At 50.4% G+C, this 13,966-nt stretch carries 13 protein-coding genes and 1 pseudogene; 7 read left to right on the top strand and 7 right to left on the bottom strand.

Going from position 1 to position 13,966, the window contains the following annotated elements; translation table 11 throughout:
• Both Q0135_RS02030 and Q0135_RS02035 read right to left on the bottom strand, forming a co-directional pair.
• Window positions 1-319 (bottom strand): annotated as a pseudogene (locus Q0135_RS02030) (hypothetical protein); the annotation flags it as partial.
• 229 nt (window positions 320-548) lie between these two features.
• Window positions 549-1,046: a hypothetical protein gene (locus Q0135_RS02035; RefSeq protein WP_297987843.1), complete on the bottom strand. Its 498-nt coding sequence runs from the start codon at window positions 1,044-1,046 to the stop codon at window positions 549-551.
• A gap of 212 nt (window positions 1,047-1,258) precedes the next feature.
• On the opposite strand from Q0135_RS02035, the gene Q0135_RS02040 reads away from it, so the two are divergent.
• The 7 genes from Q0135_RS02040 to Q0135_RS02070 all read left to right on the top strand — a co-directional run bounded on the left by Q0135_RS02040 (window position 1,259) and on the right by Q0135_RS02070 (window position 10,516).
• On the top strand, window positions 1,259-1,741 hold the full coding sequence (locus Q0135_RS02040; protein WP_297987845.1) for a flavodoxin domain-containing protein: 483 nt from the start codon (window positions 1,259-1,261) through the stop codon (window positions 1,739-1,741).
• Window positions 1,742-2,404: 663 nt separating this feature from the next.
• Complete coding sequence (locus tag Q0135_RS02045; RefSeq protein ID WP_297987847.1) at window positions 2,405-3,370, top strand: HlyD family efflux transporter periplasmic adaptor subunit; 966 nt, start codon at window positions 2,405-2,407, stop codon at window positions 3,368-3,370.
• A 1,100-nt stretch (window positions 3,371-4,470) separates the two neighbouring features.
• Complete coding sequence (locus tag Q0135_RS02050) at window positions 4,471-6,351, top strand: ATP-binding cassette domain-containing protein (RefSeq protein ID WP_297987849.1); 1,881 nt, start codon at window positions 4,471-4,473, stop codon at window positions 6,349-6,351.
• Window positions 6,338-6,970 carry a hypothetical protein gene (locus Q0135_RS02055; RefSeq protein ID WP_297987851.1) on the top strand — a complete coding sequence of 211 codons (633 nt, stop codon included), beginning with the start codon at window positions 6,338-6,340 and terminating at the stop codon, window positions 6,968-6,970. Before Q0135_RS02050 ends, Q0135_RS02055 begins: the two co-directional genes overlap by 14 nt.
• Window positions 6,967-8,607 carry an ABC transporter permease gene (locus Q0135_RS02060; protein WP_297987853.1) on the top strand — a complete coding sequence of 547 codons (1,641 nt, stop codon included), beginning with the start codon at window positions 6,967-6,969 and terminating at the stop codon, window positions 8,605-8,607. The genes Q0135_RS02055 and Q0135_RS02060 overlap by 4 nt, the downstream gene beginning before the upstream one ends.
• Entirely contained in the window at window positions 8,604-9,428 is an 825-nt protein-coding gene (locus Q0135_RS02065) for a hypothetical protein (RefSeq protein WP_297987855.1), read from the top strand. The genes Q0135_RS02060 and Q0135_RS02065 overlap by 4 nt, the downstream gene beginning before the upstream one ends.
• A complete protein-coding gene (locus tag Q0135_RS02070; protein ID WP_297987857.1) occupies window positions 9,425-10,516 on the top strand; it encodes an ABC transporter permease in 1,092 nt (363 codons plus the stop codon). The genes Q0135_RS02065 and Q0135_RS02070 overlap by 4 nt, the downstream gene beginning before the upstream one ends.
• 17 nt (window positions 10,517-10,533) lie before the next feature.
• Here the strand turns inward: Q0135_RS02070 and Q0135_RS02075 are convergent, their stop codons facing one another.
• From Q0135_RS02075 to Q0135_RS02095, 5 genes are all read right to left on the bottom strand, one after another.
• The gene (locus tag Q0135_RS02075; RefSeq protein WP_297987859.1) at window positions 10,534-10,689 is read right to left on the bottom strand and encodes a hypothetical protein; all 156 of its coding nucleotides are present in this window, start codon (window positions 10,687-10,689) and stop codon (window positions 10,534-10,536) included.
• A gap of 94 nt (window positions 10,690-10,783) precedes the next feature.
• On the bottom strand, window positions 10,784-11,566 hold the full coding sequence (locus Q0135_RS02080; protein WP_297987861.1) for a hypothetical protein: 783 nt from the start codon (window positions 11,564-11,566) through the stop codon (window positions 10,784-10,786).
• A 143-nt stretch (window positions 11,567-11,709) separates the two neighbouring features.
• The gene (locus tag Q0135_RS02085) at window positions 11,710-12,354 is read right to left on the bottom strand and encodes a hypothetical protein (protein WP_297987863.1); all 645 of its coding nucleotides are present in this window, start codon (window positions 12,352-12,354) and stop codon (window positions 11,710-11,712) included.
• A 92-nt stretch (window positions 12,355-12,446) separates the two neighbouring features.
• Window positions 12,447-13,145, bottom strand: a complete 699-nt coding sequence (locus Q0135_RS02090) for a hypothetical protein (RefSeq protein WP_297987865.1) — start codon at window positions 13,143-13,145, stop codon at window positions 12,447-12,449.
• Between the two features lie 108 nt (window positions 13,146-13,253).
• Entirely contained in the window at window positions 13,254-13,847 is a 594-nt protein-coding gene (locus tag Q0135_RS02095) for a hypothetical protein (protein WP_297987867.1), read from the bottom strand.
• Window positions 13,848-13,966 lie beyond the last annotated feature (119 nt).

Raw genomic sequence — 13,966 nt, forward strand, 5'->3', positions numbered from 1 at the left:
TATAGCAGTAGGTTACTACGCCGGCCTCACAAGCTTTTTTATAAGCGGAGGCAGCATCCTCATATCTATTGGAGTCTAAAAGCGCTATACCGAGCGATCCGCAGCTTTCGTAATCTCCGCTGTCACACTTCTTGGATAAAATTTCGACTAACCTCGTGCATGCGCTGTATTTTCCGTTGCCGCTATCGCAAGCAATCGCTAAATCTTTTTCCTCTTTGGTTTTTAATAAATAATCCAAGCCTTCCGCCGCCGCAGCGGGGATCGCCGCAAATGCTGCTATAAACGCAAGTAGCCAAATTTTAAGATAGAATTTTTTCATCGCGCCCTCCGTTTTTAGGCGGCGATTATATATTAAAATATTTTAGCGGGCTCTTAAAATTTTGCAGAGTTAAAATTTTGATCGCCTGCTAAATTTAGCGGCGCCGTTTTCAAAAGTCGCGCCGCTTCGGGATTTAAAACGCCACTTTTAAATTTTTAAACATCGCGGTGAAATTTTAAAATTTCACCGCAAGCTTTGGGCGGCTTTAAATTTAACATACCGAGTTCTGTTAACATCCCGAGTTTGGCTGCACCCGCGTTTCGCTGCCCGTATGGATCAGCAGAGCCTTACCGCGTCTAAATCTGCACGGCGGATCGGCTTGCACGGATGAGTATTCCTTGCCGTTTAGCTTGTAGATGATGTTGGAGCCTTGCACCGTCTTTTGGGAGTTTTGGATCGCATCTCCGGCGACCGCGCCCACTACCGCGCCGCCTACTAGCCCCACGGTCTCAGCTAAGCGCCTGCTGCTGCTATGTTTGCCGAGCTTATGCCCGATGACCGCACCCGTAGTTCCGCCCGCGACGCCGCCTAAAATTTTACCCGTATTGCCCTCGGAGCGCTCTACGTTGATTTTGGCGGGCAGGACATCGACGATCTCGATCCGATCGCTTTGCCTCATGCGGTTCGTCTCGCTCGTGTCATAAACATCTCCGCCGTATCGATCCTGCGGGGTCGCGCAGCCGCAAAGTGCGATCGCTGCGATCAAACATAATGTAAAATTCTTCATGTTTTCTCCTTTATAATGAGCTACGGGCGGCATTATACTATGGATTTTTATACGAGCGGTTAAGCGGCGGCGTTAAAATTTACCGGCTCGCTGCCGCTTAAAATTAGCTGGATACGAGGCATTGTGCCGTATCTGGACGCCTTATAAAATTTTTATTTCACTCAAAATTTATCTTATTTTGTTAGAATCATTCTTATTTTTAAGGAGAGAAAATGAAAAAACTATTAGTTTACGCCACCAAAGGTGGCAATACGAAGGTCGTGAGCGAATACATCGCTTCAAAGCTCGGCTTTGAGATCAAGGAGGCCAAAGAGCTAAATGAGAAGGATTTGGCGGGCGCTAGCGCGTTTATTTTTGCGGCTTCGACGCACGGCGACGGACAGATCCAGGCTAAATTTGACGACAAATTGGAGCTTTTGAATAAAACTGATTTTGACGGACGCAAGGTCGCGCTCATAGGCGTCGGTAACGTCGAGCGCCACGGCAGCGATTTTTGCAGCGGTATGAGCGCGTTTTTGCCGGTGCTTAAAAAGGCTGATCTCATCGGCGCTTGGGGTGCAGAGGGATATAAATTTAAACATTCGCGCGCCTTCATAAACGGCAAATTCGTAGGTCTTACGATCGATTTTAAGGGCGACGAGCACTGGCAGGCAAGGGCCGATAAGTGGATCGTCGCGGTTAAAGGTGAGTTTTAAATATTTCAGCTTTTGCGCGACCGAGCGAGCATTGGGCCCATAAAGCCCAATGCTCGTTAAATTTCGCCATTAAATTCCGCGCTCCGCTTGAAAGCGAAGCCCTCTTAAATTTTACTCGCCACAGCGTTAGAATTTCCGCCACATTCAAGCGCCGCCTGCTCATGCCGCGTAAAATTTATCGCTAGCGGGAGCCGTAAATTCCAACTTGCCGCGTAGATTACTATAAACATCGCAAAAATTTAATTTGCGATGTTTTGTTTATGCACTATAATTTCCGCCCACAGCGCCAGTGTAGCACCTGCGCATTAAAATTCTAATCTCATATTAAAATTTTACTTACGCGTCAAAATTACGCTCGCGGCACCTATGTATCGCCCGCACGTTAAAATTTCACGCTCCGCTTGAAAGCGGAGCCTCCTCATTAAAATTTTAAAATTTTTAATTCAAAAAGTAGCGATATTTTACAAGCCGTACCGCTTGAAATCGCGCAGATAGGATGAAATTTTAATCCGCCCAAGCTTCAATTCTGCTCGCGCGGCGACCAATTCAATACGGCAAATTTAATTCGATCGATTTATAAAATCATCGCCCGAACTTCAAATATCAGCGCCGCATTAGAAAAGTTATTTTATAATAATCGCATATCAAAATTTAAGGCGATCTATGAAAAGGCTTCTATTTTTCGTCGTTTTTGCGCTGGCCGCCCTCGCCGCGGCGATCTACTTCAATCTCGATAGGCGCGAGGAGGTCGCGCACAAGGCCTACGGCATCATCGATATCAGGCAGAGTTCGCTTAGCTTCGAGCGTAGCGGCCGCATTAGCGCACTTTATCGCGACGAGGGCGATTTCGTGCAGGCTGACGACGTCTTGGCGGCTCTGGATACGGCGGATTTGAGCTTTCAAAGGCAGGTTCAGATCGCGAGGTGCGACGGGCTTAAATTTAGCTTGCAAAAGTTGCAAAGCGGCTTTCGTAGCGAGGAGATCGAGATGGCAGCGGCGAACGTAAGCGCGCTGCAAAACGCCCTACAGCTCGCCACTTTGACGAACGAACGCCTAAAGAGCCTAGGCAAAAGCAACTCCGCGTCCAAGCAGCAGATCGACGAGGCGTTTTACTCGATGAAGCGCACGCAGGCTCAGCTGCAAAGCGCGCAGGCTAATCTACGCCAGCTTCAAAGCGGCTACCGCGGCGAGGATGTCGGCGCCGCCCGCGCAAATTTGGCAAGCTGCGAGGAAAATCTAAAATATCTGAATTACCAAATCGAGACGCAAAGCGTGCTAAAAGCGCCCTTTAGCGGGCAGATCAGAGCGCGCCTTAAGGAGCTCGGCGACATCAGTATACCCAGCGTGGGCATTTTTGAGCTTAGCGAAGTAAAAAACAAACGAGCGAAATTTTATCTAAGCGAAAATCAGCTCCGCTTCCTGCGTGCCGGACAGAGCGTGCGGATCATCGCCGCGGACGGCTCTAGCGCAAGCGCAAAGGTCGCCTACGTGAGCCAAACCGCGATGTACACGCCTCGCACGGTTCAGACCGAGGAGCTGCGCGCAGATCTCGTGTGGGAGGCGCGCGCCGATTTCAGCGACGAGGACGGCAGATTTCGCCTAGGCCAGCCGATCAGCGTGGAATTTTGACGGGCGAGCACTGCGCGCGAAATTTTAATGCACGAGTGAAATTTTAGCGCGTGGGCGGCACTTTGGAGACTGCGGGCAAAATTGGATAGCAAAGCTGCCCGCTCGGCAAATTTTACGCGGCACCCGGCGAGCGAGACATACGGCGTGAGTTTGATAAAATTTTAAAAGCGCGCTTCGAGGTAAAATTTTAACGGTGCCTGTTCGGCAGAGTAGGGCGATGAATTTTTATCGCACCTAAAATATATCGTCTAGGCGCAGACGGTGATAAAATGCTGCATGTTTAGAAATTGGACCGTACAAAGGCGAAAGGTGACGCAAAATTTATCGCATGAGTTTTGCGCGAGCCAGTACAGCTTTAAATAAAAGATCGGAATTCTGCAACGTAGCGAGTAAAATTTTGCCGAAAGATTTGGCGCAAAACAGTGCGGATTAAATTTTAAAATTTGCTGCTCAGCGGCGAGGTAAAAGCAGGGCAGTAGAGCGGCAACGGACTTTATTTCTAGCGGGCGTTTTGCGATAAACGAACGGCGATTGAGTACCGAGCATGGACGGCAGTAAAATTTTGCTACGAAACAAGCGGCGCGATTAAATACAGGTTGCGGACGGCGGTGAAATTTTACCTCAAAGGCGCGGTAGCTGAGTCGGCACTATGTAAAGAAAGCCGAAACTAGGTATAAAATTTCGCCAAAAGGCGCGGCGGCGGTAAAATTTCATCGCGAGAGGCGCGACGCAGATAGAGCTCGGCGCTCACAGCTCGCCAGGTGTTTGAAAATTCGCTTTCGTTTTGAAGCGAGTTTATCGCGGATATTCACGGAGCGCTCGATGTTTAGGATCGCGACGTTTTATGCGCGGATGGTTTTCGGCGTGCGTCGCAAAATTTAAAGCGTGCGTCGTGCGACGCGAAATTTAAAGCGCGCGGCGGTTGTAGAACCGAGATGCCGCGGCTGTCACAAAACTAAGACGCCGTAGCTGCCGCAAAACCACGATGTCTCGGCGGCTACAGAAGCAAGGCGTCGCGACAAAGAGCGCCTTTTAGGCGTGCGTAGGTCTCGTTCGTCGCGCCAAGCGACGGAGCGAGTAAATAAAATTTGGAGCTAGGCTTGGATCTACTAAATATCGTAAATTTAAAGAAATTTTACCTGCGAGAGGATCGCAGCAAAAACGTCGTTTTTGAAAATTTCGATCTGCGAATTGGCGATGCGCCGCGGCTCATCAGCCTCACGGGCCCCGACGGCGCGGGCAAATCCACGCTTTTAAAGCTCATCTGCGGCATCATCGCGCCCGATTGCGGCGAGATAAAATTTGCTGGCTTCACCCCTAGCGGCGAAAATAAAGAATTCGTCCGCGCAAACGGCTACATGTCGCAGAGCCTGGGGCTTTACGAGGAGCTTAGCGTCTGGCAAAATTTAAACATTTTCGCGGGCCTAAAAGGGCTCGATCTAAAAGACGGCGAGGAGTATCTGCGCGGGCTTTTGCGCCGCGTGGGGCTTTTGAAATTTAAAGATTACGCCGTGGATTCGCTCTCCGGCGGGATGAAGCAAAAGCTCGGCGTTGCGTGCGCGATTGCGGCTCGTCCGCGGCTTTTGGTGCTCGATGAGCCCACCGTCGGCGTCGATCCGCTCTCGCGCAGGGAGCTGTGGGCGATCGTGCGCGAGTATCTGGATCAAAGCGGCGCGAAATGCATATTTTCGACGGCGTATTTCGACGAGGCGGCGGATGCCGATCTGACGCTGATTTTGCTCGGCGGCAAGATCATAGCGCAGGAGTGCGCTGCGAAGATCACCGCGGCGCTGCGGGACCGCACCTTTCGCATCGACGGCGAGGATTATCAGAGCCTGGCGCGCCGCTTGATGTTTAAGACGCAAAGATTTTTAAAAAACTCCCCGCTCATCGACATCTGCCCCAGAGACGGCAGCGTCGATCTGCTAAGCGAGGAGCCGATAAGCCTGCGCGATCTGCAGAGGTTTTTAAACGCAAGCCTAGAGGGTGATGATGAAAATACAGAGCGCGAAAACGGGCGCGACAAAGGCACGGATCCCGAAAACGGGCGCGGCGAAAATTTTAAAATTTCAAACGAAAACGAGGACGTTAAATTTAACGAAAACGGAAGCGCTAAATTTAAACTGAGCCCGCGCGAGGCGAGCCTGGAGGATGCGTATATTTTTTTAAATAAAGCAGAGATCGGCGCGGCAAACTTCGGCTACGAAAAAAAGAGCTTCGATGCGACTCAAACCGTCATCAAAGTGCGCGACGTGAGTAAAAAATTCGGCTCATTCACCGCCGTGGAAAATACGAGTTTCGAGGTCAAAAAGGGCGAGATTTTCGGTCTTCTGGGTCCAAACGGCGCGGGCAAAACGACGACCTTTCGTATGATCTGCGCGCTTTTGGGGATGAGCGGAGGCGAGATCTCGGTCATGGGTGAGGATCTGCGCCACGCTAAATCATCGATCAGATCGCGCATCGGCTATGTCTCACAGAAATTTTCGCTTTATAAAAAGCTAAGCTGCTATCAAAATTTAGAGTATTTCGGCCGCAGCTACGGTATCGGCGGCGTGGCACTGAAACGGCGCATAGAGGAGCTTTTGAGCGAGTTTGGCTTGCAGCGGCTGCGAAACGAGACGTGGCAGAACCTGCCCTTTGGCGCGGGGCGCAACCTCAGCATGGCGTGCGCGCTCATCCATCGCCCCGAGATTTTGTTTCTCGACGAGGCCACCAGTGGCGCCGATCCGCTCTCGCGCAGGCTCTTTTGGAACCGCATAAATGCGCTGGCGCGCACCAGCGTGAGCGTGGTCGTGACGACGCATTTTATGGAGGAGGCGGAGTATTGCGATCGGTTTTTGATCCAAGATCGCGGCAAAATCCTGGCGCTAGGCAGTCCCGACGAGGTCTGCGTGCAGGACGGGCGGCGGCTTAGCGTGCAGCAGGCCTTCATAAACGAGGTGCAAAAATTTAGAAGCGAGGCGGGCGATGAGGGCTTTTGATCTGAATTTTGCGCGAGCGGCGAGGATTTTTGATCCGAATTTTATGCGAGCCGGGCGAAAACCAGCGTGCCCGCGCGATAAAATTCCAAGTAGCGCAAGGGCCTTGCGGGGCGATGAAATTTTAAACGGCGGCGGGATTTTGAGCGACCGGGCTTTGAATGTCGGTGAAATTCTAAGCGGCGGAATCTTAAACGGCGGCAAATTTTGGATCGATAATAAAATTTTGAAAGGTTGCGAAATTTTAAAGGGTGTAGGAATTTTAAACGATCGTAAAATTTTGCGCGGTGCCAAGGTTTTGAACCGAATGTCGCGCGGCGGTACACGGCGCGAATTTTGTAGACGGGTACTGCGCGAGCTCTGCGTCAAAGCGAGCCCGCTTCATCTGCGCCATAAATTTCAAAGCGCGATGAGCGAAATGGGCGCGGGCAGTCCGTCTGCGCCGTTAAAATTTCAAATCTCGGTTGCCGCACTTTTGCGATTAAAATTTGGGGGCGTGCCGAATGCGATCCTACGGCTAAAATTTCAAAATGCGGCAGCCGAATTTGCGCGATCAAAATTTAAGGGCTCGTCGCGCGCAGTGCAGTGCCGCAAAATCCGAGCACAGGGGCAGGGCGAATGAACTTTACCTTTTTAAAAATCCTCGTAAAAAAGGAGTTTGCGCAGATCGCAAAAGACCGATCGGCGCTCGTGATCGCGTTTTTGATGCCGCTAATTTTGGTCGTGATCTACGGATACGCGATGCGGATGGACATAAAGCCCGTCAAGGTGGGCTTCGTAAGCGATCTGGGCTCCAAAATCGAGCGCGATCTGCTCGGTGGATTTTTGGGCTCAAAATACCTGCAAACCCGCGTTTACACGGACTTAGAGAGCGCGAGGAGAGATTTTAAGGCGCACGAGATCGAGAGTATTTTGTATTTTGATCCGTGCTTTGCGGCGAAATTTCAAAGCACTTTGGGCGGACTCGGCGGCGCGGGCGGCGGCGTAAATTTAAATATCTTTAGCGACGAAAGCCTCTCCATGGACGGCGCAAGCGATATCCAAAACGTGAGCAGCGCCGAAAATTTCCGTCCGCTTGAGGACGACAGCGCGGGCGCTAGCACGGAGAGTGGCATAAACATCTCCACGGGCGGTTCTAGTGCAAGCGGCGAGGGTTCATACGGCAACGGCTCGGAAGCGGGCGGCAGCGGAGTAAATTCAAGCGGCGCGACCGCAAATTCTAGCGGCGGTAGTATAGGCGCGACTGCAAATTCTAGTAGCAGCGCAGGCGACATAGGCGCAAATCAAGGCAGCGTAAATTTAATCGGCGGCGCAGGCGATACGAATACAGGTCTCATCGGCGGTGTGGACGATCTCCAAAATACGAGCGGCAGCGTCAATGCAAGCCATTCCGCTAGCGGCGCGGGCGGTAGTACAAATAACGGCGGCGGCGCGTATGGTGCAGGCGGTGGCTCGAGCAACTCAGACAAAAACGGCGCCGAAATTTTTCTTATCCAAAACGCCACCCAGTCGCAGCTCGCGCTTCTTAGCTACGTTTACGTTGCAGGCGTGATCGAGCAGGTTTTGGCGCAAGATTACGGCTTTTTAAACGCAAATTTAAACGCTGCGGCAAGGCCCGTCAGCGTGAATTATCGCAGCTGGTTCAACGAAGCCAACGAATCGACGTGGTATCTCGTATCTGCCGAGTACGTGGGGATTTTGGGGCTCATCTGCCTATTTATGGTCGCAGTCGTGATCTCGCGCGAATGGGACCGCGGCACGATCGCCTCGCTTTACAACTCCAACGCAAGCGCGCTTGAGATCGTCACTGCCAAGGTCGGCGCGTATTATTTCCTAGCGCTTTTGGGCGGCGCGATGACGCTCGTTTACGGGCAGGTGCTTTTGGGCATCCCGATCCGCGGCAGCGTGGCGATGCTGCTGGCGACGCTTTGCGTCTTCGTGCTGGAGATGACCTGCCTAGGCATGCTGATCTCGGCGATCTGCAAAAATCAATTCCTAGCGCAGGAATACGCCATCGTCATCGGCTATCTACCCGTGACGCTACTTAGCGGTATGATATTCGATCTGCGCGGACTGCCCGCGGCGGTCAACTTCATCGGGCACCTGCTGCCGCCCACATACGCGGTCGAGTCCTTTCGCATCTGCTTCCTCTCGGGCGGACAGAGCGCGACGCTGTGGGTAAACCTCGCCATTCAGGCGCTCGGAGCGGTTTTGTTTTTCAGCTTGTGCGTGCTTAGCGTAAAAAGGGGCGCACGATGAAATTTTTAGAATTTCTAGACGCGAGGAGCTTTGGCTTGCAGGCAGTGGAGCGTAGATTTGAAATTTTAAAATTTCTTGGCGCGCGACGCTTTGGCTTGCGGACGGCGGCGGAGTTTTTAAATTTTATGCCAGCGCCGTCGCGCAATGGATTTAGAAATTTAAAATTTACGTCCGTGCCACGCAATCGGTTTGGAATTTTAAAATTTACGCGCGCTTCAGCGCTTTTTGCGGACACAGCGCAAAATTTTATATCGCAACGTGAGTTTGAAATTTTAAAGCTTATTTGCGAGCCGCCGCGTGCTTCGCGTCGTACTTTGCCGCGCACAGATAAAGCCGAAGCAGGGCGTGCGGCGCGGCTTACTTCGCAGCATACGCACGACGCGACAGAAAAACGGCGCGCGGTTAAGTTTAATCATGCGGGCGGATATTCGAATTTTGTGCGCCGCCGCATAGCGCGACTTCGTAGCGCAGCTGCACGGCACGGCTACGAAGTAGGGCGCGCAGAAAAGCTTAGCAAATTTGACCTCATGGGCGCGCTTTTAAATTTCATCTACTTGCCGCCGCGTAAATTTAAACTTGCGCTTTTGAAATTTGCGTCAGAGGTGCCGCGCAATAGATCTGAAATTTTAAAATTTACGCTCGCGCGGCGCAAATTCAAACTCGCGCCGCGCAAATCTAAATCCACACTGCGTAAATTTAAATCGGCGTCCGCGGTGCGTTTAAATTTCGCTTTAAATTCCGTTCCGCCCGCCCGCGCCGTTAAATTTGAAAATGGCGTTAAATTTAGAGCTGCCGCTAAATTTAAAAGGAGCGCGCGATGAACGCTCTGCGAAAATCACTGCTTCGAATTCGCGCGCTGATAAAAAAGGAATTTTTGGCGATGTTTCGCGACAAGGGCACGCGCATGGTGCTGATCGTGCCGGTGCTGGTGCAGGCGATCATATTCGGCTACGGCGCGAATTTCACCCCTGAGCAGGTGCGCTACGCGATTTTGGACGATGCTCGCGATGCGACGTCCACCGCGCTGGTACAGCAGATCGCCGCTACGCCGATGTTTAAGACCGAACTTGGCTGCAAAGACCTAGCCTGCCTGCGCCGCGCGGTAAGCGAGGGCGAGGCGATCATCGGGATCTATTTCGGCAGCGATTTTGCAAGCACGCACGAGCTTTTGATCATCGCGGATTCGCGCAATACGACCTCCGCAAACACCGTAATCGGCTTCGTGCAGGCTATCGCAGGGGAATATAACGCGCAGCATTTTATTAATTTAATCAGCATAAATCCTCGCTATGTTTTTAACGAAAACACGATCACGCGCTACACGATCATGACGGGTATGATTTTGGGGCTTTCGATGATTCAGGTGCTGATGCTATCGGCGTTTAGCGTCTCTCGCGAGCGCGAGGAGGGGAGCTTTGATATGATGCTGATGACGCCCGCGAACCCGCTTGAGATGCTGATCGGCAAGGCCGTGCCGCCCGTGCTGATCGCGATCGCGCAGGGGCTCGCGCTGTTTTTGATCTGCGTATTTTACTTCGAAATTCCGTTTCGAGGGCGCTTTGCGCACCTTTTTGCGATCATCGCGATCTTTAGCGCATGCAACGTAGGCATCGGCCTCGTGATCTCGACCGTCTGCAAAACCTCGCTACAATCGGTCGTGAGCTCGTTTTTGTTCCTGCTGCCGTGCATTATGATAAGCGGGCTGATAACGCCTGCGGACGCGATGCCACGGTGGTTTTACTACATCGCGCACCTAGATCCGATGTATTATGCCAACAACTGCATGTGGCGGATCTATCTGGAGGGGGCGAGTCTCGGCGAGCTGTGGCATCTCATCGTGCCGCTGCTGCTGATCGGGCTTGGTACGTTGAGCTTTGCGGCGTCGCTTTTTAGAAATAAGCTGGATTAGGGATTTAGATCGGAATTTTAGTTTAGAATTTCGGCTGGAATTTCGGCTTGGATTCTACTTCGTCGGAATTTTTGGATTGAACCTCTGCTTAAAATTTTAAATTGATCGCGGAATTTAGGCTTGGAATTTTGCCCTAAATTTTGCGCGTTCGTAGCGGATAAAAAATAAATCAAAATTCCGTGTTTCCGCTCGATGCGCCGCGCGTCGCGATAAAATTCCGCGCCTTAAATTTTAAAAATTTTGCGAAATTCCATCTTGCGAGTAGAGTTAGAATTTAAATCCGGGGTTGCCCGGGCGTCTTGCGGCGGTCGTATCATCTGCGCTCGCCTTGGAAGCAGGCTTTTTCGCATCGTCCGCGTCCGATTTCTTAAAAGCGGCGAGTTTACTGTAAATGCTCGGTTTTTCGCCGTCCGCGCCTAGCTTGGCGCCGTCAAGCTCGCTAGAATTTTCCGCGCCGCATAACCTTGCGGGGTTGAATTTTATCCACGCTATGATTAGCAAAATCCCAGAAAACGCTGTTACCAGCGACGCTGCGATTAGATACGGCAGCGCGAGGATTACGCCTATTTTAGCTAGCGCGCCCGATACCGCTTCGCAGGGCCACGTCACGGACACCACTATGCCGTAGATTCTAAATAAATCCACGCCGCTAAGTGTGGCTAGGCGGCAGTTTAATACGCCCCAGATTATCACCGCTGCGCACGTCGAAAGGACGTAGAGCAGGGTGTAGAGTAGACCTAGCATCGCGCCCTCTTTTAGCGCTACTACCATGGCGCAGTAGCACAAAATCGCGACGATCGGGATACTTTCTATCAGCCTATAGGTCTTAACGAAGCGCACGCCTAGTGCCTTTTCTAGGCAAACGAAGCAGTCGTAAAATATCGCTAGCGCCGCTAGCAGCGCTAAAACTCCAAAAATCGCGACCGCGTCCTCGTCTATGCTGCTTACGCCCACCGTGCCGCTTATGCCGATGCCTAGCAAAATCACGGCACCTAAAACTCCGCGGAATTTCGCCTTGCGAAGCAGATCTTGCTTTGAAATTTCTTTCATTTTTATCCTTTGAATTTTCTAAATTTACGCGCTATCTTGCGGCTTTGCTGCGTGCGGCGATGCTGCGCCGGATAGCGCGGCTTGGACGTTGCGGTTTAGACTTGCAAAAGCGCGCGGTTGCTGCAAAACGAAAGCGCTTCGGCTTAGGCGAGCTTTTCTATCTTGCTCCAGGCTAGCAGATGCACGATGCTAGTTATCACAAGAGCGACAAACGGCAAAAATTCCTTCAATGACGCGATAATTAAAACTGCATCGGAATCGCCAATTTGCGGCTTGGAGGTAGCCAAACCGAAGGGCCCTGCGCCACATAGCCAATTTAGCGCAAAAAAGAAGGCGCAGAGCCACACGTAGATCCGAAAGATCATCACGCCGCTTACGCGCGCCAAAGAGAAATTTATGCGAAGCCACGCTACGATTATGTAGATTGCGGCTGCGGGCACCGCTAAATTCCATATAGTCTCTTCTATCATCTCTTTTATCGTTACTTCTCTGTAACAACCTGCCGGATAAAATAATAAAAGCGCCACGAAGCATATGCAGAGAATTACGCAGTTGCGGTAAAGCGCCGCCGCTTTTATGCCGCTAAGCATTGAAATTTTGCGGAGCGCTCTTAGCCTATAAATTACCGAAAAGCAAATAAGAGCGATAAAAATTCCGCTGATGATCACGAACATACCGCCCGGGGCAAGGCCTATCACCTTAAAAACCACGAGCACCGCGGCTAAAAATAGATCGATTCCGGTGCTGATCAACCCCTCTTTTCTTACCTGAGATACGAGATCTTGCATACATAAGCCTTTTTAAAATTTATCTCAAAGTGTAAAACGCTAATCAAACCGGAAAGAGCGAAATTTCATCGTGACGAGAGGTTCGCGAAATTTCAAACCTCTGCGCTTATCTTTTCTATCTTGCTCCAGGCTAGTAGGTGCACGATGCCGGTTATTATGAGAGCGGCAAACGGCAGGAGCAGTTTAAGCATTACGACAGCAATAGCTAAAGCCGAGACCTGCTCGGTCCGCGGCTCGGAGGAAATAGCTATAGCAATAATCGCTGCATTGCATAGTATATTTAGCACAAAAAGTCCCACACAAAGCCACACATAAGTCCGAAAGGTACTCACGCCGCTTACGCGCGCCAAAGAGAAATTTATGCGAAACCATGCGACGATTATGTAAATAACGCCTACGAAAAGCGCTAGTCCAAATATTGCCGCAAATGGATTATCACTCTGCCCGCCGTCTGCGTCAGGCTCCCTCGGATAAAGGTGATTAAGCACGAGTGCTAGCGTGAAAAAGCAGACGCAGATTATTATGCAGTTACGATAAAGCGTCGCTGCTTTTATGCCGCTAAGCGCTGAAATTTTTCGGAGCGCCTGCAATCTGAAAAATGCCGAAACACAAATAAAAGCGATCAAAATTCCGCTAGCGATATAATTTATCATCTCGTCGTCAAGGTGCCATGGCTCGCTGAAAGAGACATAGCCTACTACGATAAAAACCGCGGGTAGCGCCGCCAAAAACAGATCAATGCCGGTGCTGATCATCCCCTCTTTTCTTGCCTGAGATACAATGAATTGCATATATAAACCCTTTTTAAAAATTTGACCCGAAGTATATATAAACAAGCATAAAATATAAATTAAACCGACAAGATCGGAATTCTATCGCGACAAGATATTTGCGAAATTTTAAACGTTTACGCTTATCTTTTCTATCTTGCTCCAGGCTAGCAGATGCACGATGCTAGTTATTGTGAGGGTCATGGGGAATATCAAATGGTATAGTGCATTTAACGAAAAAAGGATGACACAGAACCACACATACGTCTCAAAGATCCCCACGCCGCTTATGCGCGCTAGAGCAAAATTTATGCAAAACCACGCTACGATTATATAGATTGCGCCCGCAAACGTTATCAAAATGTACAATATCATTGCCAAATGCTTGTGTGAGATCGATAAAGGAATCGATAAAAAGATGCTTGTTATGGCAATGACACAGATGCAGACAATTATGCAGTTGCGGTAAAGTGCTGCCGCTTTTATGCCGCTAAGCATTGAAATTTTGCGGAGCGCTCTTAGCCTGAAAAATACCGAAACACACAAAAGAGCAAAAATAATTCCGCCAGTGATATAGGTAGCCGTCTTGTTGGTGCTAAGCCCTAGCATATCGTTCTTAGCAATATCTAGCGCAACTAAAGTCGCAGGCACCGCCGCTAAAAATAGATCAATGCCGGTGCTGATCATCCCCTCTTTTCTTGCCTGAGATACGAGATCTTGCATAATAAGCCTTTTAAAATTTATCCCGAAGTATACATAAATCGATGTAAAGCAGGAATTAAATAGCTAAATTTAAAATTTTTAAATTTCGTTGCGGCAAGCTTGCATACTGCGGAATTTCG

The sequence above is a fragment of the uncultured Campylobacter sp. genome (genome assembly GCF_937981295.1).
Taxonomy (GTDB): Bacteria; Campylobacterota; Campylobacteria; order Campylobacterales; family Campylobacteraceae; genus Campylobacter_B.

What these genes read in the sequence shown, in the direction of transcription:
- Q0135_RS02095 (WP_297987867.1), bottom strand. Translation starts at nt 13,847, where the DNA reads ATGCAAGATCTCGTATCTCAGGCAAGAAAAGAGGGGATGATCAGCACC.
- Q0135_RS02080 (WP_297987861.1), bottom strand. Translation starts at nt 11,566, where the DNA reads ATGAAAGAAATTTCAAAGCAAGATCTGCTTCGCAAGGCGAAATTCCGC.
- Q0135_RS02090 (WP_297987865.1), bottom strand. Translation starts at nt 13,145, where the DNA reads ATGCAATTCATTGTATCTCAGGCAAGAAAAGAGGGGATGATCAGCACC.
- Q0135_RS02070 (WP_297987857.1), top strand. Translation starts at nt 9,425, where the DNA reads ATGAACGCTCTGCGAAAATCACTGCTTCGAATTCGCGCGCTGATAAAA.
- Q0135_RS02040 (WP_297987845.1), top strand. Translation starts at nt 1,259, where the DNA reads ATGAAAAAACTATTAGTTTACGCCACCAAAGGTGGCAATACGAAGGTC.
- Q0135_RS02085 (WP_297987863.1), bottom strand. Translation starts at nt 12,354, where the DNA reads ATGCAAGATCTCGTATCTCAGGTAAGAAAAGAGGGGTTGATCAGCACC.
- Q0135_RS02035 (WP_297987843.1), bottom strand. Translation starts at nt 1,046, where the DNA reads ATGAAGAATTTTACATTATGTTTGATCGCAGCGATCGCACTTTGCGGC.
- Q0135_RS02045 (WP_297987847.1), top strand. Translation starts at nt 2,405, where the DNA reads ATGAAAAGGCTTCTATTTTTCGTCGTTTTTGCGCTGGCCGCCCTCGCC.
- Q0135_RS02065 (WP_297987855.1), top strand. Translation starts at nt 8,604, where the DNA reads ATGAAATTTTTAGAATTTCTAGACGCGAGGAGCTTTGGCTTGCAGGCA.
- Q0135_RS02060 (WP_297987853.1), top strand. Translation starts at nt 6,967, where the DNA reads ATGAACTTTACCTTTTTAAAAATCCTCGTAAAAAAGGAGTTTGCGCAG.
- Q0135_RS02055 (WP_297987851.1), top strand. Translation starts at nt 6,338, where the DNA reads ATGAGGGCTTTTGATCTGAATTTTGCGCGAGCGGCGAGGATTTTTGAT.